The sequence below is a fragment of the Streptococcus chenjunshii genome (genome assembly GCF_003086355.1).
Taxonomy (GTDB): domain Bacteria; phylum Bacillota; class Bacilli; order Lactobacillales; family Streptococcaceae; genus Streptococcus; species Streptococcus chenjunshii.
Window position 1 is genome coordinate 1,870,613 of the sequence record NZ_CP031733.1, and the last position, 23,060, is coordinate 1,893,672.

Sequence of the window (23,060 nt, forward strand, 5' to 3'; positions counted from 1 at the left end):
AAAGACCGCCCTCCCTTGAGTCTTTAGTGACTCAGCGGTCGGACGTCTATTTTCTCTTTGCGTTCTTAACGGGCTTTGTATCTTGTTATAATTGAACACGCCCTAAAATCCTAGTGAAAAAGATGGCTGTCATCGTGATGATTAGGCATCACTTGCCATCCCCTATTTTCATACGGATTTTTTAACGGGCTTTGTATCTTACTTAAAAGGAGATTTTTATGAGGAAACTACAGTTACAAGGATATGGAACCGCTTTGCCAAAGAAGGCTATTCATTTTGGCAAACAGACCCGTTACCGAGTCAGTCAAGATGAAAACCAATTACATCTTGCTGTACAGGCAGCTGGAAGAGCTCTGGCTAAGGCAAAAATGACAATTGACGAGATTGACTGTATCGTATCTGCCAGTGCTGTTGGTATTCAGCCCATTCCCTGTACTGCTGCTTTGATCCATGAACAGCTTGCTAAAGGTACAGACATTCCAGCGCTCGATATTAACACGACCTGTACCAGTTTTATCACGGCATTGGATCTCATATCTTACCCGCTTGAAGCTGGACGTTATCATAATGTACTGATTATTTCCAGCGAAGTCGGTTCTCTCGCCCTCAATCCAAAGCAAAAAGAAAGCTTTGAACTTTTCAGTGACGGCGCTGCGGCTATGATTTTCAGCCAAAGTCATGACGAGCAGAGCGGCATTATTGACAGTATACAGAAAACGTGGTCTGAAGGAGCCCATGCTACAGAAATTCGTGCTGGCTTATCTGCTGTTCACCCTAAACAATACTCCGAAGCCACTAAGGAAGAATTCATGTTCGATATGAAGGGCAAACAAATTTTAAGTCTCAGTGTCAAAAAACTCCCGCAAATGTTCTATAATTTTCTAGCTAAAAATGACATGACAACAACAGACTTAGACTTGGTTATCCCCCACCAAGCCAGCAGAGCTATGCCATTAGTTATGGAAAAATTGGGGATTAAACCTGATCAGTTTATTGATTTAATCTCTGAATACGGCAATATGGTCTCTGCTTCTGTTCCCTTTGCTTTCTGTCAAGCTTTAGAAAAGAAGCGTATTCGTCAGGGAAACAAAGTTCTCTTAATGGGAACAGCAGCTGGTTTAACTACAAATATGCTCTTACTGCAATTGTAACAGCTCTCATAATTATCTTTTGATTTGCTGTATATATCAGCAAATCAAAAAAAGGATGGGCACAGGCAGTCCTGATTGCGAAACAATCATGCTGCCTGCCCATCTTTTTTCTTTTAAGTTTCTTGATGCATTTAGTTTGAAAAACTAGGAACCCATTGCTTCTCTGGTTCTTTTTTGCTGCCAAAGCTGGCAGTCAGCTCCCCTTTTTGCAGAATATAGGGAGCAGCAGCTTTTAAAAAAACAGATTTCCTCGTATAAGGGCCCAAATCCAGTTTGCGATCCAGGCTATAAAGCCTAAAGCGATAGCGGTGCGTTTGGCCAAAGGGCGGTTTAGGACCGGCATAGCAATGCCAGCCATAGGCCAATCCCTGTCTGGCACCCCCCAATTCTGCCACTGTCTTTCCTTTAGGAATACCAGAAGGAATAGAAGCTCTTGCCGGAATATTCCAAATCAGCCAATGCGTAAAATCCTTCTTTAAAGGATGGCTTAAATCTTCTAAAGTCAATGCAAGGGTCTTAGCTCGTGAATCCAAATTTTGTAAGTAAAATTCCGGCGATTTATTTTCCCCTCTACCCGTATAAACGATTGGGAACTCCCCGCCCTCTTTGATACCAGCGCAGGAAAACAATAAACGTTCAGCTGCCATCCTACCTCTCCTTAATTAAGATATAAATACCATGAAAAAATCCGTATGAAAATGACGGTAAGTCCGAAATCTTCGATTTCGATGACGCACCTCTGCCAAGATGACTAGAAGGGTGCGGTCGGCTGTCAAGACGACAAAGCCTTCAGACAGCTACGGCTTCTCATCAAAGGCAGCACAATATGGTCTGGCCTTTTTCACTAGGATTTTAAGCCGTATTCAAATCATTTATAGCCTTTTCTAAGAGTTTACCATATTTTTAACAGACTGGCAGAGAATAACCGTAAATCAGTCTGAATTTCTCAGACGGCCAATTAAACAGATATAGCTGATCCAGCAGTACTGCGGTGCAGCAGTTTCAAAAAACAGACTTCTTAACCACACAGTACAGCCGGATCTGTTTTATCCTATCAAGGATTAATTTTTGTTCTAAAGGTCAGCTCTTCCTCAAAAAATTCCAATAACAGCTCGTATCTGCCGCTACCGTTCTTAGCGATATAACCCAGCAGTTCCAGAGCCTGAACAAAAATATCCGGTCTTTTCTGAGAAACCTCGGAGCGCCGGCCAAATTTTAAAAGAAAGGTTGTCATATATTTTAAGGCATACTCTTGATTCACATCTCCAAGAAGATGATACAGAGGCTGCAAAGAATCCGGCAGAGGCCGAGACTGGCGTAAACCGTAAAAATAGTTAGCTAAGGTTGCCTCCGATCGGTCTAAGCTTGTCCGCTCCAGCAAAAGCGCTTGATTAGTTTGATTGGTCAAGACAGTTGTAAAGGTCCTTGCCAGCAAAGACCGATAGAGTGGACTTTCTGTATCCACAAAAACCATATCATCTAAACCTACTATGCTCTCCTCTGTCACCAAGGGCAAGGTCAAACTGTAACGTCGGTTATTACGAAACAGATAGCCAGCCTGAACATAATCCTCAATAAAACGGTCAATTTTAACAATTGAAGGAAAGGCCTGTTTAATCTGTCGCAAAGTAACTGTCTTATCAGGATATAAAAAATTAATCAGTTCTTGAAAAAAAGGCTGACTGGTTAATCGGTCAGGATGAAAAATTTTAATCATAGGTTTATAATACCAATCTCATCTTTTATTTTCAACTATCTTCTGAAAATTGTTCGTGTTTTTAAAAAGAAAGACGTTATGTTTGTTAATAGTATAGAAACAGCAATTATAAAACTGGCCAGAACTAGATTGCAATAAGGTTTAAAACAGGGAGGCTGGTATCATACCAGCCTCCCTATACGATAATTTTCTAAACAGCCCGATGGCTTTTATCCGCCAAAACTGGCTGTCAGCTGCGGTACAACTTGTTTCTTCCGGGAAACTGCTCCCGCCAGAAATGCATGATTATTTTCCAATTTAAAATCAAAAGCAGCTTCTACCTTATCCATATTGGCACCAAGCGCCAAAATTTCCGAGTTAGAATTGACAATATCCGTAATCATTAACACAAAATCTGAGTATCCATTAGCTGCATTGCTCGCCTGAATAGCCTGCTCAATCTCTTCTTGGCGCTCAAGTACTTCCGCAATATCAACTGTATTCACTTGGGCAATTCTGACCTGATTGCCGTTTAATGGGAAGCTCTTTGCATCAATAGCTATTAATTCTGCTGCTGATTTGCTGGATAAATCTGTCCCGGCTTTGAGCATAGCCAAACCGTACTCTTCCAAGTTAACACCTGCCAGTTCAGCAAGCTCCTCAGCTACCTGAGAATCGGTAGCATGCGTTGTCGGTGATTTTAACAGCAGGGTATCCGAAATCAATCCTGACAGAAGCAAACCAGCCATCGCCTTAGGAACTTCCACTTGAGTTTCCTTAAACATGCGGTAAACAATTGAAGAAGCTGAACCCACAGGCTCTAAGCGCATAAAAAGAGGGTTAGCCGTTTCAAAATTAGCGACACGATGGTGGTCCACTACTCCCACGACTTCCACTTCTCTGATATCAGCAGCTGATTGCTGAAATTCATTGTGATCGGTTAAGATAACCTGTTCTGCTCCTGCATCTTTGACAGAAGTAATCACCTGCGGTGCCGGCACACCAAAATAATCCAGCACAAAAGCTGTTTCTTCATTAGGTGCACCTAAAGCAGCTGCTTCTGTATCCATACCGTAAGCTTCTTTTGCGAGATAAGCAAAAGCAATAGCTGAACCAATAGCGTCAGAATCTGGATTTTGATGGCCGAAAACAAGAATTTTTGACATGATTATACCCCTTAAATATTATTTCTCCTCAATTTTAGCAAAATTTAAGTTTTAGCGCAATTTAATTCTAAAAAGAAAATGGGATTTTACAACAAATGAGCAATGCTGTATCACTCTGACAGAAGTCTTTAAAAAGGACTGCTTTAAAATATAGCCTGCTCTGATATTTTTTTAATAACCAAAACGAAACCACATAAAATTATAAGAGAACACAGGAAACCATTGACACTAAAAGGGTTAAAGGAATGAAATAAAAAGCACATGAATCTAAGAACCGTTTACCTTAAATTCATGTGTTTTTTCTACTGCCAAGTGCTCAGTCAGACACGCAAAACGCCAAAAATCAAAGCTGTTGCGATAACCACTAAATTGGTTACAAACATAATAGGAGCAGCATATTTTGTATAAGTATCTGTCTCAACTTCACAAAGAGTTGTCCCAACATAGGTTGAAGAATTCATCGGCGTCACACTAGTTGCTAAAGCCAAGTTGCAGACAAAGGGCGCTATAACCATAATCGGTGTCAGGCCAAAAGAGGCTCCAACCGAGATAAATAGGGGATAAAGCGCATTATAAAGCTGATAGGGAATAAAATAAATGAGCGGTACTGCCAAAACTAAAAAGATGAGGTGCATGTAACGCATCAAAAACTCCGGAAAAACACTCTCAAGGAGTTCGGCTAAAGAAGCGACCATCGACAGCCTGCTGCCATCCTCTGGGGCTGCATTAAAGACAGCTAAATAAAAACAAATAGCAATCAGCATAATAAAAACATTAAAGAAAGTTCCGCCAGCCTTATTCCAAATATCGTTGAAATCTTTAGGATAGTTAATCAGCGACGTCACAATAGCAGCCGCAATAAAGACTAAATAAGACGGAAACTTGAAGTAAGCCAGACTGATAATGACAGCCAAAAAAATCAAAAGATTAAACCAAAAGAGCTGCGGCCTCGCATTTGGCTTATCCTCTGAAACAGCTTCAGCTGTTTCTGCTTCACCTTGACTCCCTTCGGGTAAACCTAAAGTCTTGTGCTCTTTTTTATGCTGATAAGCAAAATAACCCCATTGTAAAATGATAGCCGGAATAAAGCACAAACCCCACGGTATAGAAGCTGCTGCCAGACTCTCAGCATTGGTATTGGCCATTGTCGCTGACATAATCAACCCGATTCCCCAAGGCAGCCAGCACATGGCAGCAACTGCCGTCTGACAAAGGATAAAAGCATAATCACGCCTTAGATTAAATTTTTTGAATAACGGAATAACAATAGGAAAACATATCAGATAAGTAGTAGACATATTGGCTGTTAGATAGGCAATCCCACCAATAGCGCTGGTTAAAATCATGATACCAACAACGTTGAGACGATTTCCGATGCGCCGAATAAGCGCATTAACCATCATATCAAACATTCCGGTCTCTGTCAGCATCACAAAATAAATCAAACCAAACAAAAGCATATAACCTGTCTGTGACATTACCGTATTAATCTGGTTTAAGATTAAATTGCTGGTTTCAGCCAAATCATAGCCCAGCAAAAAACAAAAGATAACCGGCACCACAAACATGACAAAATTCATCGGAATTTTGTTCGTAACAATGCTGGCGATAATAATCGCAAGCATAATTAAGGCTAAAATTGCTGGACTCATTGATAAATCCTCCGATTTTATTTTTTGATCAAATTATCTAAAAGGCCAAACTCACGCTTAAAGGACCAGGCCATCATCTCATGGACAAAATCAGTATAAGGATGGGGAGCTGCTGTAAAGGTATGCCCGACCCTCGGAGCTACAAACAATTCACATGGAACAGCTGCCCTCAGCAAACGCTGACCGTATTCAAGTGCTGAATCACGCAAAGTATCATACTCTCCCATTATAATCATAGTTGGTCCTAGCCCTCCCAAATCATGACAAAATTTAGGAAAAGCATAGTAAGACGGAACGGTACCATTATAGCCTCCTAAATATGCAGCTTCAGCCCCTAAAGCTTTTTGATCAGGCCCCATTTTCAGTTCGATGAGCTGCTGAAAAGACATAGACTCCTCTATAGCAGTATCAACAGTTGGGCAGTTCATAACAGTTAAAGCGGGCTGAGGTTCGCTGCGATCTCGTAAATACAGAGCCAGCCCTTCAGCTAAATTGCCGCCCGCACTGGAACCATGCAGACCGATTTTGTCAGCATCACCGCCTAAGTCATCAGCATGCTCATGCAAGTACATATAAGCAGCATGACAATCGTAGAGCGGAGCAGGAAAACTGACCCCTTCAGTACCGCCAGCTAAGCGGTATTCCACAGATACCACGATAGCTGGTACCCGCTCTGCAAGAGCAATGCAGCGGGCATTGTCAAAAGAAATATTCCCAGCAACAAATCCCCCGCCATGAATATCTAAAATCATGGGTGCCCGCTCAGCTAAACCAGCTGACTTAAATATACGAATTTGCAGTTTCTGTCCCTCTTCAGGACCTGGAATGAAGCGATCCTCCATGCTCATTCCTTCAGGCAGCTCATAAGCCATCATAGCCTTTCCCTGAGCTTCCTTACGTTTTTTTATTTCATCAGTAACCGCTGCTATATTACTATAAAGATGATCCTCATAACCCGGAAACGGTTTTAAATCCATATTCCCCTCCTCCAATAAGATACAAAGCCCGTGAAAAAATCCGTATGAAAAGGCGGTAAGTCCGAAATCTGTGATTTCGCAGACGCACCCCTGTCAAGACGGCTAGAATGCTGCGGTCGGCTGCTAAGACGACAAAGCATTCAGACGGCTACGGCTGGCGGTAAGTCCGAAATCTGTGATTTCGCAGACGCACCCCTGTCAAGACGGCTAGAATGCTGCGGTCGGCTGCTAAGACGACAAAGCATTCAGACGGCTAGGGAGCGGGACAAAACCCCAGACCATAACGTTCGGCATCTCGCCCCCTCAAAAAGCCTAGCAGATATTTTAAAACTTTGAAAAAGCAACTTAAAATGGCGCTAGGCTACTGCATCTTGTTTATCGTACAAGCAATAATTTGGGAAGCTAGAATTTTTGTCTGCCTTCAGTCCAGCTTAGCCTTGTGACAGAACCTCGCATTATAGGTTCCCTCATTCTCCAATTTTCAAGTTCGGGCTGAGGCTGGTACAAAAGTTCCACCTTGTTTTACTTTTTTAAACAGATGCGTTTGGCGCAGTGGTTGATTGGAAGTTCTTATCCCTTATTGCGCAAGGGATAGCGGCCTCCCTGATCAACTGTTCGGAGGTGGGACAACAAAGTCGAAATCGTCAGTTATGACAATTTGCCGATTTCTACCCCACTCTCACACCCGCAACGTTTAAACCCATTCGTTTCAATATTTAGAATAACTGTTACCGTTTTCAAAATAATTACTACTATTATACCATTCTTTTACAAAAAATACTTTTTCTATTATGTTATGTACAATCTGAAAGATACAAAAAGGCTTTGCTTTCAGAAATGACACCAGTTTTTCAACTATTAATAAAAAAGTTAGAAAATGACCCCCCAAAAAAAATATTTTCGAGGTGTACTCTATTTTCTAACTTTCCAAAATCATTCTGCCAGTTGCAGCGTATTCAAGATACGGCGCAGCTCTCCAACCGGTACTTGACCGGGAGCTGAGGCCTGTTTGGCAGCCCCAAAGGTCGCAGCAGAGCCAAAGACTTCACCAGAAACCCGGCTGACCATGCCCAAAGCTCCCATAGACATGGTAATAAGCGGTTTAGTGATCGTTTGCTTAGCTTCTGCAGTTGCAGCCAATAAGGTCAGAACATCAGCATTTGTCTGCGGCATAACTGCAATTTTGCAGATGTCTGCCCCCTTACGGTCCATAGCTTTTAGCCGCGACACAATTTCTGCTTGACTCGGCGTAGCAAAGAAGTCATGGTTGCACATCACTATTTTAACCCCCTTGTCATGGGCAAGCGACACTGTTTCAGCAGCCTTATCCGCATCCGTAAATAACTCAAGATCCAATAAATCAGCTGCACCGTTTTCTAAAAGATCATGATAAATCGAAAAATAATCCGCTTCCGGCAGTTCTAATTCCCCGCCTTCTTTTTTTGTCCGAAAGGTGACAAGAAGAGGTTTTGCTAAAACCTGCTTAACCTTTTTAGACAGAGCGGATACCGCTCCCGGCTGAGTGACAGCATCATACCAATCAATCCGCCATTCAACCACATCACAGTCCAGATCACGCGCTTCCTCAGCAGCCGCTAAAATAGCTGTTTCTGTAACAGCAACAATCGGTACAATAATTTTTGGTCTTCCTTGGCCAAAAACAACATTTTCAACAGTAACAGTAGACATAAATTCCCTCTCTCTTTGATAAAACCCAATGAGGGCTTTAAACGTTTTAACTGTGAAAAAGGAATGGGAAGTTAGTTCCCATCCTCTCTCTTTTATTTCGAAGCTTTTGTATCAATAGTTTGATAGTAGCGAATAAAGACAATGACAGCAATCACGAAACCAATCACAGCAAAAATAGTATCCATCCACATAACATTTTGGATAGAAATCCGTCCGCCGATAAATGGTACGGCAAAGGAGGCAATTGATCCAAAGGTATAGAAGATAGACGTAATCGTTCCTTTACCTGCAGGGAACATTTCTCCCATAACAGTTAAGCCCAGCTGCATAACACCGCCGGCAGCAAAGAAACCGACCAGCACAGAACCAACCACAAGAACTGTAGCTGATGGGAACATCGTCATTGCACCTATCGCAATCATAGACATAAAGGTATAAGGCAGAACCAAGTTAACAGGGCGAATCTTTAACCCAACCAAAGCGGTAAAGGCTACACAGATTAGAGTACCTGTTGAATAATAAGAAAGTAAAAGTGAAGCTGCATTGTTGGACATACCAGCAGCTGCTTTAGCATAAGCAGAGATGAACTGAGAAATCGTGTAGAAGGTAGCCTGTGAAATGAAACCGTAAACGACAAAGGCTGCACCTTCAATAAACATGTTCGGTTTAGCTTTAAAGACTGTTGTTGTTTCTTCTGGCTTCTCTTCACCTGCTGCCTCAGCGGCCTTAGCATCTTCATCCGGGAAAGGAACCTTCCAAATCCAGAAAGCATTTAAAATCAAAACAATAGCAGCAATATAGAATGACAGTTGATACATTCCCAGTGTTGATGCCAAAATGAGAATCCAAGGCAAAATCCACTGACCGATTTGTACCGCTGCTTTGATCAAAACAGTTGCTGTACCTGCATGTTTCGGAAAAGATTCCATAAGCGCAGGATACGTTCCAGAATCCAAGAAGGAGTTAGCAATTCCGGCAATGACCGTCAGTATCATAGCCACAGTAATATTCGGTGCATAAATCAAACCAAGGAAGTACAGAACATAGCTGGCTATTCCCAAGAAGACAAAGGGTTTACGCCCGAATAAATCTGACAGATAGCCAGAAAAAACAATGGCAATCAGCCGCCCGATTCCAAGCATTGAAACAACTGTCATGACACCGGCAGTATCCGTATGCCATTGCAGAGCTAAAGCATCCGAATTTTGTGAGATAATGATAACCCCAATCCCATGAATAATATAATTAATATAAAGAGATAAGGCGGTTGGAAAATATTTTTTCTCCATATTGTAAAGTTCCTACTTTCTTTTTTATAAAACGATTAATCCAGTCCTAAAGCCTGTTTAACATGAGCAATCGGCATCTCTTCGCCAGTAATTAAGTTAAAGGCCTCCGCCCCTTGGTAAAGCATCATACCTAACCCGTTGTAAGCCTGTTTTGCCCCATGTTCGCGGGCAAAACGAAGGAGTTTAGTCTCAGCCGGACTGTAGACAACATCAAAAATAACAAGATCAGGACGAATCAAGTCCGGATCGGTGATCAGACTTTCATCTTGGAGCGGTTTCATACCGACACTTGTTGCATCGATGTAAACTGAACTTTCAGACAGAGATTTCTTAAAAGCCTCTTGATCAGCAAGCGGTGTAACAGTCGCTAAGGTAGTTGTTTTTTCATTAATCTTGCGCGCATTCTCACGAGCTGTTGCATAATGCTCATCGTCAGCGTTGAAAATACGAATTTCCTTAGCACCGTCAAGTGCGGCTTGAATAGCAATCGCTGTGCCGGCACCACCAGCACCTGTAAGTGTTACAATACGGTCCTTAATTTCAACACCTTCCTCGCGAAGAGCGCGCATGCAGCCTGTGCCATCAGTCACATGTCCAACCAAATGACCGTTTTGGTTTACTACCGTATTAACTGCACCGGCCATTTCTGCAGCTGGGGATAATTCATCTAATAAAGGAATGATTTTCTGCTTATTAGGCATTGAAACATTTGATCCTTTAATATCAAGGGCACGAATCCCTTTTACGGCATCTTCTAACTGTTCATTGCCGACTTCAAAAGCAAGATAAGCATAATCCATTCCATTTTTGGCAAATGCTTCATTCCACATTGTAGGGGAAAGACTGTGGCGAATCGGAGTCGCAATAAGACTGACAAGGAGTGTATGACCGTTTAGACGTTCTGCCATAATTTTCACCTCTTTATTTTTTTATAGTCACCATTCTTCAGGCAGAATGATGAAAGACCCTTATTTTTTTAAAATCTTAGTATAACGAACCTTGACCACCGAAACAGCCAGGAAACCGATAAAGGCTAAGAAAATATTATAAGCAAAAGTAAGATAGGTTGACTTTTCAGCCATCAATCCTGTAAGGTAAGGCGTTATCATAACTGAAACAGCCGTTGCAAAAGAATAAAAACTTGTAACTAAGCCTTTACTGCCCGGAAAAAATTCCAGCAAAACAGCCAGACCTAGCTGCCAGATACCGCCCGCAGCGAAAATCCCTACTGCTAAACTTGCCGTTACTAAGGACAGGAAAGAAGGGAAAAGCAGCATATAGATCATTGCTCCTCCTGTGATAAACAAACACCATAAGATTAAATTGGGAATGTTGGCCTTCTGTTTCACAATAAAGGATGTTGCAAAAACAGAAAACAGAGAAGAAATGCTGTAAACACTGACAAATAATAAACTGTCCGCTTCTGAAATATTAAGCACTTCCTGAGCAAAAGTCGGAATCCACAGCACAAAAATATTAAAGAGCGATACTGAAACAAAAGAAAAAATCAGCAAGGCCAAACCTTCAATCTGAATCTTAGCCTTGGGTATTTTGTGTGCGGTAATAATCGTTTTCAAAATAGCCTGACTGTCCGGATAAGAAAAGCGCAGCAGCAGACAAAAATTAAGAAACAGACCCAAAGCACAAAACCAAAAAGACCAGCCGAAATAAATATCATAATTAAGACTCCAGCGAACAACAAAAGGAAGAATAAACTGTCCCAGTGAAATAAAAGCCTTATTCATCACACTGAGAGCACTGCTGTCGTGTTCTTTCGGAAAAGCTTCATTAACAACAGGATAAGTTGATGTATCCAAAAAAGCATTGCCAACACCAGCAAGCAAAGCCACAAAGAAGGCCTGCAGATAGTGCTTGGTATAAACCAGGCCGGCAAAAAAGAAGAGGTTAGCCAGCACGCCAAGCAATACTGTATATTTCCTGCCGAAACGGTCCGAAAACCAGCCTGAGAAATTTAAAGAAATAAGCCGTCCCAAACCGATTGCACTGACAACCAAACTGACTTGGCTGACACTCGCAGCCCATCTGTCCTGAAAGAGATGCAAATTCTGTGAAATAATAATAGAAGCGATCCCTTGAAAAAAATAGTTCACATACAGACTGGCTATTAAGGGAATATAACTTTTTGTTTTGAAAACACTTTCCTCCTTACAATAATAGTCTCGTGATTTATTTCACTAATAATTATAGCAAATTCCGATTTATAAATCCAATGAATTTTTCAAATGAATATGATAAAATATATTTATTAAACTATACTAATCAGTACTATATTTCAGCAGCTTTTTCTGCTATTTTTAGAAAGTTATTTTTTATGAATATACAGCAGCTTGAATATTTTGTTAATCTGGCTCAAACAGAGCATATGACAAAATCAGCAACACTCCTGAATACCTCTCAGCCCAGTCTCAGCTACAGCATCCATGAATTGGAAAAAGAACTGGGAGTTCCTCTGTTTGAAAAGAAGGGGCGCAATATCCGGCTGACAAAGTACGGCAGGCTTTACTATTCTTATGTCCAAGATGCGCTCAATCAGCTGCACCTAGGCAATGATTATTTAAAAAATGCAATTGATCCTTTCAAAGGCAAGGTGGACTTTGGCTTCATTTACACGATGGGGTCGCTGACTGCCCCAAAATTAACTAAAGAATTTTCTCAGCATTATCCTCAGGTTACTTTTCATTTCAGTCAAAACAACAGCCGTGAATTGCTTGAAGAACTAAATAGAGGAGATATCGATATTGCTCTGGTGTCTTCAATCGATGGTTATCCGGACTTAAGCTTTGAGGCTTTTACAGAAGAGGAATTGGTTGTGATTGTCCCTAAGCAGCATTCATTAGCTCAGCAAAAAAACATAAAGCTTGAAGAAATTATTCAGGAAAAACTGGTCTACTATAATCAAAACAGCGGCCTTCGCCACTACTTAGACCAATTATTTGCCGACTTCGGACTAACCGTTGATCCAGTTGTTGAAGTTGAAGAAGATCACACTATCCTAGGCTTTGTAGCCCAGAATTACGGCATTGCCGTCATTCCCAATATCCCATCTATTTCTGCCTACCCTGTTAAAAAACTGCAGATCGCCAGCCGCTTCCAGCCACGACGTATTTTTTTGGCAACACGCAGAAAAGGATTCATTTCTCCGACAGTTGCTGCCTTCAGGGACTTTTGTCTAAAGAAAGCTGCGAGCTCAAAATCCTCAAAACAGGCTGAGAATCCATAAACAAATGGTTTTGGTGTTTTTTCTAACAGCCAGATTTATGAAACCCCAAAACACTGCATAACAAATGAATACGGCCTTTGACAGCTGGTTAAGTTATATATTGAGAGGCTGGGATAAAGCATCCCAGCCTCCTTTAATTTACCAAAATTAATCATTGGTACTTCTGTAAACACTCTCAGCTGCCAGTTTCCCTGAAGTCAGTGCCCAAGCATTATTGGCTCCGGATGGCGAATCCGTCCCCATAACACCGCCGACAACTTCTCCGGCAGCATAAAGACCTTCAATCAGGCTGCCTTGACTGTTAACAACCTGTAAATTAGTATTGACAACTAAACCGCCCATGGTTGTAGCAAAACGCGGCTTTTGTTCTACTAGATAGTATGGACCCTGTCCGACCGGTTTCTGTAAAAATTGATGCTGGCGGTCAAAGTCCTGATCTCTGCCGTCTGCTACAAACTGGTTGTAACGGCTGACAGTATTAACAAGGCTGTTTTTATCCATACCAGCCAGCTTAGCCAATTCCTCTAATGTGTCAGCATGGAAGAAATAAGGGGTTTGGCTGCCATTATTATCCAGCCACTGCTTGATATCAATCTGCGAAATACCGCCTTCTGCCACTTCTTCTTTAAAAATATCAAAATGTTCCTGATCCATCAAAATATAAAGCATCTTAGGATCCTGCTCCATCAGTACATCCAGAATGTCATGGTTGCTGGCACGTTCATTGACGACACGCTGACCATTGGTATTAACCAGCAAAGCATTTTCACGCAAAACAGCAATATTGCCGCCGATAGTTGATTTAGCAACGCCAGTTGATACTTCAATACCATTGGGATAAATTTTCCCATATTCCATCATCCGCGTTGCAGCTTCAATGCCGTGTGCCTGCGCCATCAGCAGACCTTCACCCATTGAACCGTTGGTTCCGTAGAAAAGCACATCCCTCAACTCTTCACTGAGAAGGTTCTTATTATGCCCGTAACCGCCGGTTGTTAAAATAACTGCTTTTGCAGTAATTTGATGGGTTTTGCCGCTCTCTTCGATCGCTGTCAGACCGCTGACACCGCCTTTGCCATCTGAAATCAGCTTAGTAGCTTTGGTATTAAGATAAAGTTTGACAGAGCTCTCTGCCATTTTTTGCCGAACAGCTGCTGCAAACCCATGGCCTCCATCTTCATAAGCCAATTCCCGATCACGGCTGTACTCTGCAAGAATATGAAGACCTTCAGTCATATCATACCGTACACCTACATAATCATGCACCCAGTCAGTTGTCTGTCCGACATTGTCAGCCAGCAGAGCCAGCAGTTCAACAACGTTTTTATTATTACCGTTTTTAAGAAAATCAGCTACCATAAGCAAAGCAGAATCGTCACTTACCCCTGCCTGCTTTTGTAATTTAGAGCCCATGACAACCTGATTGCCGCCTGAAACAGAAATGGCACCACCGATAAAGCTAAGCTTTTCAAGCATAACAACGGAAAGCCCCTCTTGTTCGGCCCGAAGTGCAGCTGCAATCCCAGCAGCTCCGCCGCCAACAACAACAACATCAAACGTCTCATCAACAACTTCTGTTGAACGTTCTCTAACCGGTTTAGGACGTGCTTTTAAAACCTCAACACTTTCTTGACCGCCAGCTAATTCTACAGCTTCTGCTACTCCATCTATAACTCCTTGGGAGGTAGCCGAAGCACCGCTGACAGCATCAACATTCAGCGTCTGAGCTGAGATGATTTGTTCAGGCAATGTGTCAATAACGGTATCGGAGAGACCTTCTGACTCTCCTGAATTGTCAATAGTGATCTGAGTAATCCGGTCATCAGAAAAACTGACAACCATCGGCAGATCGTTATTATGTCCCCTGGCTGTAACCTCATAATCCCCTGCTTTAAAGTGCAGTTTTGCCTTTAACAGCTCTTGCAAACGCTCTGCTTTTCGTTTTTCCTCCTCAGCATCTTTAACCAAAAAGAACGTTTCATCCATAAACTTCCAGAGTGGAATCGGAATCACCAATTCCTGACGCTGATGGATATCGGCAAAGTCTTGTACAGGTTCATTATGGCGCACCTTTTCAACCCAATCGGGCTCTACTAAAAAGGCCTTTCCAACGGCAACTAAGTCATAGCCAAGTTCAAGCGCTTGGTCGGCATCCTTACGCTGAACAATCGCCCCAACTCCCATAACTGGAATAGCTGCTAAAGCTTCTGAACGCTGCTCAAGATATTTTTCAATCAACAAGGTAGGATCTGTCGTATCTACAATGGAACCGCGAGTATAAGCTCCCATAGAAAAGTGAACATAATCTAAACCGTATTCTGCAATTGTATTCAAAAAATACATGGTATCATCAAAACGAATACCCGGCTCTTCCAATTCCTCAGGAGAAAAGCGGTAACCTAAAATAAAATTCGCAGCCCCTTCTTCTTTAATGACAGCTTTTACTGCCTTAATCACCTCAATGGCAAAATGAGCCCTTTTACTGCGCGAGCCGCCCCAAGCATCTGTACGCCGATTAGAATGAGGAGAGAAAAACTGCTGCAAAAGATAAGTATTGGCACCATGAAGCTCGATCCCATCAAAACCAGCTTTAATAGCACGTCGAGCTGCATTAGCAAAGAGCTGAATCATGTCTAAAACTTGCTGATGAGTCATCTCTGTTGGAACTGGAGCATTTGGACGCAGAGCAGCTACAGGACTGGGAGCTATTGGGATAGCACCGCCGTTCATATCCGGAAAAGCCATACGTCCAGCATGATAAATCTGAGCAACAGCCAAAGAACCTTTAGCCTTGATCGTCTTAGCTAAATAAGAGAGACTCTCGACTTTATCATCGCTGTCAATTCCCAGAGCCCCGGAAAAGCCGCGCCCTTTATCTTCGATAAAACAGCTCTCAACAACAATCATTGCCGCATCTCCGGAACGATGCTCATAATAATCCAGCAGTTCCTGCGGAACACTACCGTCAAAATATGCGGATTCGGTTGTCATCGGAGACATAGCGATACGGTTTTTCAGCGTCACACCTGACACAGGTAAAGTGAGTTCTTCAAATAAATGTGACATAAGAGATCCTTTCCTAAATATATGCTAGCTTGATTAAAAATGTAAGCCCTTTTTTGACTTTATTATATAGTTTTTTAGAAAGTTTGTGAAGTAGAAAACAAAAAATATTTATCTTTTTTTTTGAAATCTTTTTATTTATAAAATAAATTAATTAAATTTATCAAAATTCTAAAAGCTTAATGACCGCCCCTTGCTGTTTTTAGAAAGCAAAAAGAGCGGAACACGCCCCCGACTGTATACTTTCTCCCGCTCTTCCATTTCTAGATTCGGCTGGCATCATCGCTCTCTCGCACAGTTGCCTGAGATAGCTGCTGTGGGGAGCGTCGTTGAACTGTTTACGGTAGAAAAATTAAGAAAGGCCTTGATAAGAATGTCCAACCACAAAAATGTCTCCCTGTAAAACAAACGAATCTGGAACAGAACTGTCCCAGATTCCTATTGACATTTTATAGAGAATCACTGTCATGATAGCTATTTCACAAAAGCAAATAAGTCTAGCTGTTTTCTCCTGTCTCCATAGCTTTAATCATATCAACCCGTTTAGCATGACGGCCGCCTTCAAATTCAGCTTCCAGCCATTCTTTGACAATCATTTTTGCCAGCTCCGGTCCGATAACTCTGGCGCCAAAGGCCAGAATATTGGTATTATTATGCTGTCTGGACAGTTTAGCAGAGTAGGGCTCACTGCAAACGACTGCACGGATTCCTTTGACTTTATTGGCAGCAATCGATATCCCTACCCCTGTACCGCAAATCAAAACTCCTAAGTCAAATTTGCCGGCTGCTACTTCTTCCGCAACTTTCTTTCCGTAACTTGGATAATCAGCCCGTTCTCCCGAATAAGGACCAAAATCCACGACTTCATGCCCTAACTCCTGAAGATAGTCAATAATAATTGGTTTTAATTCCAAACCGACATGGTCACTCCCAATCGCTAATCTCATTTTATTATCCTCGCAATTCTTTTTCAATTTCCTGATAAGTCCGGTCTTTCCCGAAAACAGAAGACGTCCCTAAGATAAAACCTTTAACTCCAAGACGGCTTAAACGTTTAATATGCTCTGGTGAAATTGCACCGTCAACCATGATTTCATAGTCGAAATGAGGCTTCAGATTAACAAAATCAAGAATTTTATCCTCAACAAAATCTAAATAGTTCTGCCCTGCAAAACCAGGATTAACCGTCATAATCAAAACGTAGTCTACCAAAGACAAAAAAGGTTTGATACTTTCAGCAGATGTCCCAGGATTAATGGCTACACCTGCTTTTTTCCCTTTTTCTTTGATACGGGCCAATGTTCTGGTTACCTGCTGATCTGCCTCAGGATGGATATAGATAATATCAGCTCCTAAAGCCGCGAATTTATCAACATACCGCCCCGGATTTTGAATCATTAAATGGACATCAACCGGCTTGGCTGTCGTTTTCCTGACCAGTTCAAAATCCTGCAGCCCCATTCCAAAATTAGGGACAAAAGAACCATCCATAAAGTCCATATGGAAGATATCAAAACCTGCTTGATCCAGTCTTTCAACCTCATCTTCCAGACAAGCAAAATCAGCGCACATCATCGATGGACACAGTAATTGAGTCATAAACACCTCCTTGAAATACCAACTGAGTAAAACGTGAGTAATCGATTACTCAACCTTGAAAAAAAATAAGAACTAAGCTATAATATAACAAAAGGGTAATCGATTACTCTTTTCTTCATTATAACACTGATTTCTCATAAGTCAATACTTTTTATACCATTTTTCCAGCTGAAAGAAGAAATAATGAAAAAACACTCTATTAAGGACATCGCTCAACTCAGCGGTGTCTCTGTTGCTACAGTTTCGCGCGTTATTAACAATAACGGCCGATTCTCTGAAGAGACCCGCCGAAAAGTTTTGCAGGTCATTGAAGAAACAGGCTATCATACGAATTACAATGCTAAAGGCTTGCGGATGAAACGTTCTTATGCTATTGGTATCATCGTTCCTGATATTACCAATTATTTTTTTGCCAAACTGATTGAAAATATCGAAGGTCTTCTCTTTGAGAAGGGCTACTCTGCTATTATTTGCAATACTGCCCGCAACAGCCAAAAGGAAAAGTCTTATCTGGCTATGCTGGAAAATAAAGGTGTAGATGGTATGATTATCATTTCCGGCGCCGAAATATTTTCATTTCCTTCACACGAAGGCAAAACTCCCCCTTATATTTGCATTGACAGAGAACCCGAAAGCCTGTCCGATACTGTCTTCATTTCTTCTGATCATAAAGATGGTGCAGTTCAGGCAGCTAACTTTTTATTTGATTCAGGCTGCAGGCAGCCGCTTATCCTCACCCATTCTCTTCTGACCCAAACAGGCCAAAAAAGGCTGCAGGGCTTTATTCAGGCTTTAGCAGATCATCAGCTGGACTTCCAAGAGCAGCTCAACCACATCAGTCTTGACAGAGATAATCCTGCTGCTTATGATCAGGCTGCACGTTTTTTAACCAGCCATCCAGAAATAGATGGGATATTTGCGATCAATGACTTGCTGGCCATCGAAATCCAAAATGTTATCATACAGACGGGATTAAATAAACGCCATTATAAAATTGTCGGTTTTGATGATTCACCGATGGTCTCCCTCACTGCCCCTAAAATCTCATCAATCCGTCAGGATATTCCCAAGCTGGCAGAAATCAGTGTAGAAAAAATTCTGCAGCTTTTGCAGGGCAGCAATGACTTGGGAAAAATGTTCTCTGTGCCAGTCCAATTAATTAAAAGATAACAAACCGGTTCTTTTTGAAAAGAAAGGTTAAAATACCCTCCAAATTGGATAAAAAATCCAGCTCAGAGGGTATTTTATTTTTCTAAGGTTAAATAACAACAAACTCCAGCCCCAGGAACTGAGAAAATTTTGTTCGAATTGTTTGATTATTATTAAGGATTAAGTATCCTGTTTCTTATTTTGCTTCTTTTCCAATTTGACGACGGCCTCTGTCCTTGAAGTGTGCGGAAACATATCTATGGACTGAATATACTTAACTTGATAAACAGCGGTCAGCTTTGTCAAATCACGAGCCAGAGTCGACGTATTGCAAGAGACATAGACCATTTTAGGAGGAGGAAAACGTAAAATGGTTGCTAACAGTTTCGAATCAAGCCCGGTTCTTGGCGGATCAACAATCAGAGCTGTCGCTCGATAGCCGTTTTTATACCATTTAGGGATAATATCTTCAGCTTTGCCGACTTCATAGTGTGTATTAGTCAGCCCCAGTCGTTCTGCATTGCGTTTTGCATCAGCAATGGCCTCAGGAATAATATCCATCCCCCGTATTGATTTGACTTTTCGGGCAAAAGCCAAGCCAATAGTTCCTACACCACAGTATGCATCCAGCACATCTTCTTCGCCAGTGATTTCCAAAGCCTTAACAGCTTCCTGATACAAAATCTGGGTCTGCTGAGGATTGAGCTGATAAAAAGCGCGCGGTGACAGTTCAAAACGATAGTCTAAAACTTCTTCCTCGATAGTATCCTCTCCCCAAAGAACAATCGTTTTTTCTCCGTAGATCTCACTGGTTTTACGTGTATTGATATTTAGAGCAATTGTCTTTATCTCTGGATATTGGTCAACTAAATCGTTAATGACTTCGGTGAGGTCAAGTGTTTTACTGACAATAAAAATAAGCTGTAATTGGCCGGTGGCCTGAGCTTTGCGAATCATTACCGTGCGGACACCGGCAGATCGTCTCTCATTGTATATAGGAAGACGGTATTTTTCCAGTAATCTGCTTACAGTATTCATCACTTGCTGTGTTAATTTATCCTGAACAAAGCAGTCCTCTACGGCGATGAGACGATGACTGCCGGCAGCATACAGACCGGACATAACACTGCCGGAAAAAGAGCGGACCTGAAACTGCAGTTTTGCCCGATAGTGCTTAGGATCAGTCATACCTATTGTCGGCCGAATCTCATAGTGCTCGTAGCCCTTAGGTTTGAATTTTTTTAATGCCTGCCTGATAATATCTTCTTTATAAACCAACTGCTTATCATAGCGAAGATGCATTAGCTGGCAGCCTCCGCAGAGATCGTATACCGAACAGGCGGGTTTGACTCTAAATTTTGATTTTTTATTAATCTTTAAAAGTTTCGCCTCAGCAAAATTTTTTTTTACGCTGGTAATTTGACAAAAAACATCTTCGCCTTGCAAAGCACCCGGCACGAAAATTAACGTTTTTTTATAAAAACCAATTCCTTCACCGTTAATACCTAAACGCTTGATTTTTAACGGAATTTTCTGCTTTACTGATAAATTCATTTTTCAACTTTCTAACATAGCGGAAATTATATTCATTTCTCCATTATTTTACCATTTTTGTTATAATAAAAAACATGAAAATCACAAAAATAGAAAAGAAAAAACAGCACTATCTGCTTGAAATTGATGGCAAGGATCAGCTTTATATAACCCAAGATACGATTGTCCGCTTTTTGCTTAGCAAGGGTATGCAGCTCAATCAACAGCTCTTAACCGAAATTAAAGAATTTGCCCAATTCTCATTCGGCAAAAATTCGGCGCTTCACTACCTTTCCTTTAAACAGAGAAGTGAAACAGAAGTCAACAATTACCTGAAAAAACATGACTTTCAAGACCAAATAATAGGACGAATCATTGCTGACCTCAAAGACAACCGATGGATTGATGATCAAAAATATGCCGAAACTCTGATCCAGCAAAATCTGACTGCAGGTGATAAAGGACCGTATCTACTTAAGCAGAAGCTACGACAAAAAGGGGTTGCTGAAGCTGTTGCAGATCAGGAGTTGGCTAAAACCGATTTCAGCCCTGTTGCTGACAGAGTCAGCCAAAAACTGTTTAAAAAATATCAGAATAAACTGCCCGAAACTGGGCTGCGAAATAAAATTATTCAATCGTTAACAGTAAAAGGATTCAGCTATGAAGAAGCCAAAAAGACTTTTGCAGCATTAAGTATCGAAACAAGTGACGAAATTCAAGAGCAGCTCCTTGATAAAGAACTTGAGAAAGCCTATCGAAGATACAGCAAAAAATATGAAGGTTACGCCTTAAAACAGCGTTTAATCCAATATTTAGCCCGCAAAGGCTTTTCATTTGATGCTATAGATAGGGCTTTACGCAACTATCAATAAGCGTTGTTTTTTAAAAGTGATTTTTTTATAGAATTATGATATCCTATATAGGATAAGTTTAATTGTAGAAAGTTGGTAGGGCATGAAATTACCTAAGGAAGGCGACTTTATTACAATTCAAAGTTATAAACATGATGGCAGTTTGCACCGAAGCTGGCGCGACACTATGGTACTAAAGACCACCGAAAATGCTGTTATAGGGGTCAATGATCACACACTCGTCACAGAGAATGATGGCAGACGATGGGTCACACGTGAACCCGCAATCGTCTATTTTCACAAAAAGTTTTGGTTTAATATTATTGCAATGATAAGGGATAACGGGGTCTCCTACTACTGTAATTTAGCAAGTCCTTATATTCTGGATGAAGAAGCGCTGAAATATATCGATTATGACCTAGATGTTAAAGTTTTCGCTAACGGCGAGAAAAAACTCTTAGATGTTGATGAATATGAATCACATAAACAAAAAATGAACTACCCTTCAGATATTGATTTTATCTTAAAAGAGAATGTTAAAATATTAGTTGCCTGGATTAACGATGGCAAGGGGCCCTTTTCGCAATCTTATATCAACATTTGGTACAAACGTTATCTTGAACTGAAGAATCGTTAATAAGTTGTCTGACACTCCTCTTTAGGGGTGTTTTATAGCATTGAAAGGAAGAAAGATGGCATTTAATAATACAAAAGAAAGATATGCAAGCTTTGGTGTTGCAACAAGTCTGCCTCATGAAATCATTGACATTTTCTGGGAGCTTCTAGACCATTATTTAAAAAATGTTGTTCCTTTAGACACACTCTTGACCTTCCAGTTAATTAAGCATCAAGGAAAACTTTCCTTTGCTTATCAGGACAGCAAAAGAGAACTGTTCATCATTTTTGACTATAACACACCCTATGATCCTTTTTATCCCGAAACAGTTAATATTGTAGACGATCACGGAATAGAAACCATCCTCCTTCCGCATGAATTAAATTAAAGTAAAAGCAGTGCAGAAGATATTTCGGCTATTTTTACACTTATATCAGAAAAACTGTTGTGGCAGTTTTTTAATTGCTCTGAACACGGTCAATGGAGCAATAACTGTTCCTAATTTACTGCATCTTTTCTCACTATATCTCTAAAAAATCATAATCGCTGACAAGCGGTTATGATTTTTTAGACATAAACAAAAAAAGAACAAAAATTGTTCTTCCTAGTTTATGTATAAAAAACTGATACTTGATACTGTAAAACGCCACCCCGGCGCTAAAAGCGAACGACGGGATTCGAACCCGCGACCCCCACCTTGGCAAGGTGATGTTCTACCACTGAACTACGTTCGCTATGCCGGCTACATGACTTGAACACGCGACCCTCTGATTACAAATCAGATGCTCTACCAACTGAGCTAAGCCGGCCTTTCCTCTATGCGGGTGAAGGGACTTGAACCCCCACGCTTCCTTAAGCGCCAGATCCTAAATCTGGTGCGTCTGCCAATTCCGCCACACCCGCCTCTTCTCCCCTCATGACCCGTACTGGGCTCGAACCAGTGACCCTCTGATTAAAAGTCAGATGCTCTACCAACTGAGCTAACGAGTCCTCTACTGCCTAACGGTCCCGACGGGAATTGAACCCGCGATCTTCGCCGTGACAGGGCGACGTGATAACCGCTACACCACGGGACCAGGTAACTCTTGTACAATCAAATAAATAGTACTCAGGCTAAAAGCATGCGCCTTTCTTAACGCCCTTAGTTACTTTTTATGGGAGTTAACGGGATCGAACCGCTGACCCTCTGCTTGTAAGGCAGATGCTCTCCCAGCTGAGCTAAACTCCCCCTTGCTAAGCGACTTCCTTATCTCGCAGGGGGCATCCCCCAACTACTTCCGGCGTTCTAGGGCTTAACTGCTGTGGTCGGCATGGGTACAGGTGTATCCCCTAGGCTAGCGTCACTTAACTCGATGAATAAACCTCTAGTCTACTCAAAATTGAATACC

General features: G+C 41.5%; 19 protein-coding genes, 6 tRNA genes and 1 rRNA gene. 6 read left to right on the top strand and 20 right to left on the bottom strand.

The features are described from left to right. Window positions 1-218: 218 nt before the first annotated feature. Complete coding sequence (locus tag DDV21_RS08935) at window positions 219-1,151, top strand: 3-oxoacyl-[acyl-carrier-protein] synthase III C-terminal domain-containing protein (RefSeq protein WP_116878405.1); 933 nt, start codon at window positions 219-221, stop codon at window positions 1,149-1,151. Between the two features lie 131 nt (window positions 1,152-1,282). On the opposite strand, the gene DDV21_RS08940 is transcribed toward DDV21_RS08935, so the two are convergent. The 9 genes from DDV21_RS08940 to DDV21_RS08980 all read right to left on the bottom strand — a co-directional run bounded on the left by DDV21_RS08940 (window position 1,283) and on the right by DDV21_RS08980 (window position 11,731). Then, window positions 1,283-1,798 carry a YbhB/YbcL family Raf kinase inhibitor-like protein gene (locus tag DDV21_RS08940; protein WP_116878406.1) on the bottom strand — a complete coding sequence of 172 codons (516 nt, stop codon included), beginning with the start codon at window positions 1,796-1,798 and terminating at the stop codon, window positions 1,283-1,285. Window positions 1,799-2,205: 407 nt separating this feature from the next. Next, on the bottom strand, window positions 2,206-2,868 hold the full coding sequence (locus DDV21_RS08945) for a DUF1803 domain-containing protein (protein WP_116878407.1): 663 nt from the start codon (window positions 2,866-2,868) through the stop codon (window positions 2,206-2,208). Between the two features lie 209 nt (window positions 2,869-3,077). After that, window positions 3,078-4,013, bottom strand: a complete 936-nt coding sequence (locus DDV21_RS08950; RefSeq protein WP_116878408.1) for a manganese-dependent inorganic pyrophosphatase — start codon at window positions 4,011-4,013, stop codon at window positions 3,078-3,080. Between the two features lie 320 nt (window positions 4,014-4,333). Then, complete coding sequence (locus DDV21_RS08955) at window positions 4,334-5,665, bottom strand: SLC13 family permease (RefSeq protein WP_116878409.1); 1,332 nt, start codon at window positions 5,663-5,665, stop codon at window positions 4,334-4,336. Between the two features lie 17 nt (window positions 5,666-5,682). After that, the gene (locus DDV21_RS08960; protein WP_116878410.1) at window positions 5,683-6,642 is read right to left on the bottom strand and encodes an alpha/beta hydrolase; all 960 of its coding nucleotides are present in this window, start codon (window positions 6,640-6,642) and stop codon (window positions 5,683-5,685) included. Between the two features lie 933 nt (window positions 6,643-7,575). Beyond that, a complete protein-coding gene (aroD, locus tag DDV21_RS08965) occupies window positions 7,576-8,331 on the bottom strand; it encodes a type I 3-dehydroquinate dehydratase (RefSeq protein WP_116878411.1) in 756 nt (251 codons plus the stop codon). A gap of 92 nt (window positions 8,332-8,423) precedes the next feature. After that, a complete protein-coding gene (locus tag DDV21_RS08970) occupies window positions 8,424-9,620 on the bottom strand; it encodes an MFS transporter (protein WP_116878412.1) in 1,197 nt (398 codons plus the stop codon). A gap of 35 nt (window positions 9,621-9,655) precedes the next feature. Beyond that, on the bottom strand, window positions 9,656-10,528 hold the full coding sequence (locus tag DDV21_RS08975) for a shikimate dehydrogenase (protein WP_116878413.1): 873 nt from the start codon (window positions 10,526-10,528) through the stop codon (window positions 9,656-9,658). Window positions 10,529-10,588: 60 nt separating this feature from the next. Next, window positions 10,589-11,731, bottom strand: coding sequence for an MFS transporter (locus DDV21_RS08980; RefSeq protein ID WP_241964667.1), 1,143 nt, complete (start codon window positions 11,729-11,731; stop codon window positions 10,589-10,591). Window positions 11,732-11,952: 221 nt separating this feature from the next. On the opposite strand from DDV21_RS08980, the gene DDV21_RS08985 reads away from it, so the two are divergent. Further along, window positions 11,953-12,861 (top strand): LysR family transcriptional regulator, encoded by a 909-nt coding sequence (locus DDV21_RS08985; protein ID WP_116878423.1) that lies wholly within the window; start codon window positions 11,953-11,955, stop codon window positions 12,859-12,861. Between the two features lie 147 nt (window positions 12,862-13,008). Here DDV21_RS08985 and DDV21_RS08990 read toward each other — a convergent pair whose 3' ends face one another. From DDV21_RS08990 to rpe, 3 genes are all read right to left on the bottom strand, one after another. After that, entirely contained in the window at window positions 13,009-15,927 is a 2,919-nt protein-coding gene (locus DDV21_RS08990) for an NADH-dependent flavin oxidoreductase (RefSeq protein ID WP_116878415.1), read from the bottom strand. A 494-nt stretch (window positions 15,928-16,421) separates the two neighbouring features. After that, window positions 16,422-16,871 carry a ribose 5-phosphate isomerase B gene (gene rpiB, locus DDV21_RS08995; RefSeq protein ID WP_116878416.1) on the bottom strand — a complete coding sequence of 150 codons (450 nt, stop codon included), beginning with the start codon at window positions 16,869-16,871 and terminating at the stop codon, window positions 16,422-16,424. Window positions 16,872-16,875: 4 nt separating this feature from the next. Beyond that, complete coding sequence (gene rpe / locus DDV21_RS09000; protein ID WP_116878417.1) at window positions 16,876-17,523, bottom strand: ribulose-phosphate 3-epimerase; 648 nt, start codon at window positions 17,521-17,523, stop codon at window positions 16,876-16,878. 183 nt (window positions 17,524-17,706) lie between these two features. Here rpe and DDV21_RS09005 point away from each other — a divergent pair, with 183 nt between their 5' ends. Beyond that, window positions 17,707-18,693: a LacI family DNA-binding transcriptional regulator gene (locus DDV21_RS09005; protein WP_116878418.1), complete on the top strand. Its 987-nt coding sequence runs from the start codon at window positions 17,707-17,709 to the stop codon at window positions 18,691-18,693. A gap of 159 nt (window positions 18,694-18,852) precedes the next feature. On the opposite strand, the gene rlmD is transcribed toward DDV21_RS09005, so the two are convergent. Continuing rightward, complete coding sequence (gene rlmD / locus DDV21_RS09010) at window positions 18,853-20,226, bottom strand: 23S rRNA (uracil(1939)-C(5))-methyltransferase RlmD (protein ID WP_116878419.1); 1,374 nt, start codon at window positions 20,224-20,226, stop codon at window positions 18,853-18,855. Between the two features lie 74 nt (window positions 20,227-20,300). Here rlmD and recX point away from each other — a divergent pair, with 74 nt between their 5' ends. The 3 genes from recX to DDV21_RS09025 all read left to right on the top strand — a co-directional run bounded on the left by recX (window position 20,301) and on the right by DDV21_RS09025 (window position 22,060). Then, window positions 20,301-21,077, top strand: coding sequence for a recombination regulator RecX (recX, locus tag DDV21_RS09015; RefSeq protein ID WP_116878420.1), 777 nt, complete (start codon window positions 20,301-20,303; stop codon window positions 21,075-21,077). A gap of 82 nt (window positions 21,078-21,159) precedes the next feature. Beyond that, window positions 21,160-21,693, top strand: a complete 534-nt coding sequence (gene ntdP, locus DDV21_RS09020; protein ID WP_116878421.1) for a nucleoside tri-diphosphate phosphatase — start codon at window positions 21,160-21,162, stop codon at window positions 21,691-21,693. A 55-nt stretch (window positions 21,694-21,748) separates the two neighbouring features. Next, entirely contained in the window at window positions 21,749-22,060 is a 312-nt protein-coding gene (locus DDV21_RS09025) for a DUF960 domain-containing protein (RefSeq protein ID WP_116878422.1), read from the top strand. 274 nt (window positions 22,061-22,334) lie between these two features. Here the strand turns inward: DDV21_RS09025 and DDV21_RS09030 are convergent. The 7 genes from DDV21_RS09030 to rrf all read right to left on the bottom strand — a co-directional run bounded on the left by DDV21_RS09030 (window position 22,335) and on the right by rrf (window position 23,020). Continuing rightward, window positions 22,335-22,406, bottom strand: a tRNA-Gly gene (locus DDV21_RS09030). Window positions 22,407-22,408: 2 nt separating this feature from the next. Beyond that, window positions 22,409-22,481 (bottom strand) — tRNA-Thr (locus DDV21_RS09035). 10 nt (window positions 22,482-22,491) lie between these two features. Further along, a tRNA-Leu gene (locus DDV21_RS09040) sits at window positions 22,492-22,575 on the bottom strand. Window positions 22,576-22,589: 14 nt separating this feature from the next. Next, a tRNA-Lys gene (locus tag DDV21_RS09045) sits at window positions 22,590-22,662 on the bottom strand. Window positions 22,663-22,675: 13 nt separating this feature from the next. Next, window positions 22,676-22,748, bottom strand: a tRNA-Asp gene (locus tag DDV21_RS09050). 79 nt (window positions 22,749-22,827) lie between these two features. Beyond that, window positions 22,828-22,900 (bottom strand) — tRNA-Val (locus DDV21_RS09055). 4 nt (window positions 22,901-22,904) lie between these two features. Then, window positions 22,905-23,020 (bottom strand): 5S ribosomal RNA (rrf, locus tag DDV21_RS09060). Window positions 23,021-23,060 lie beyond the last annotated feature (40 nt).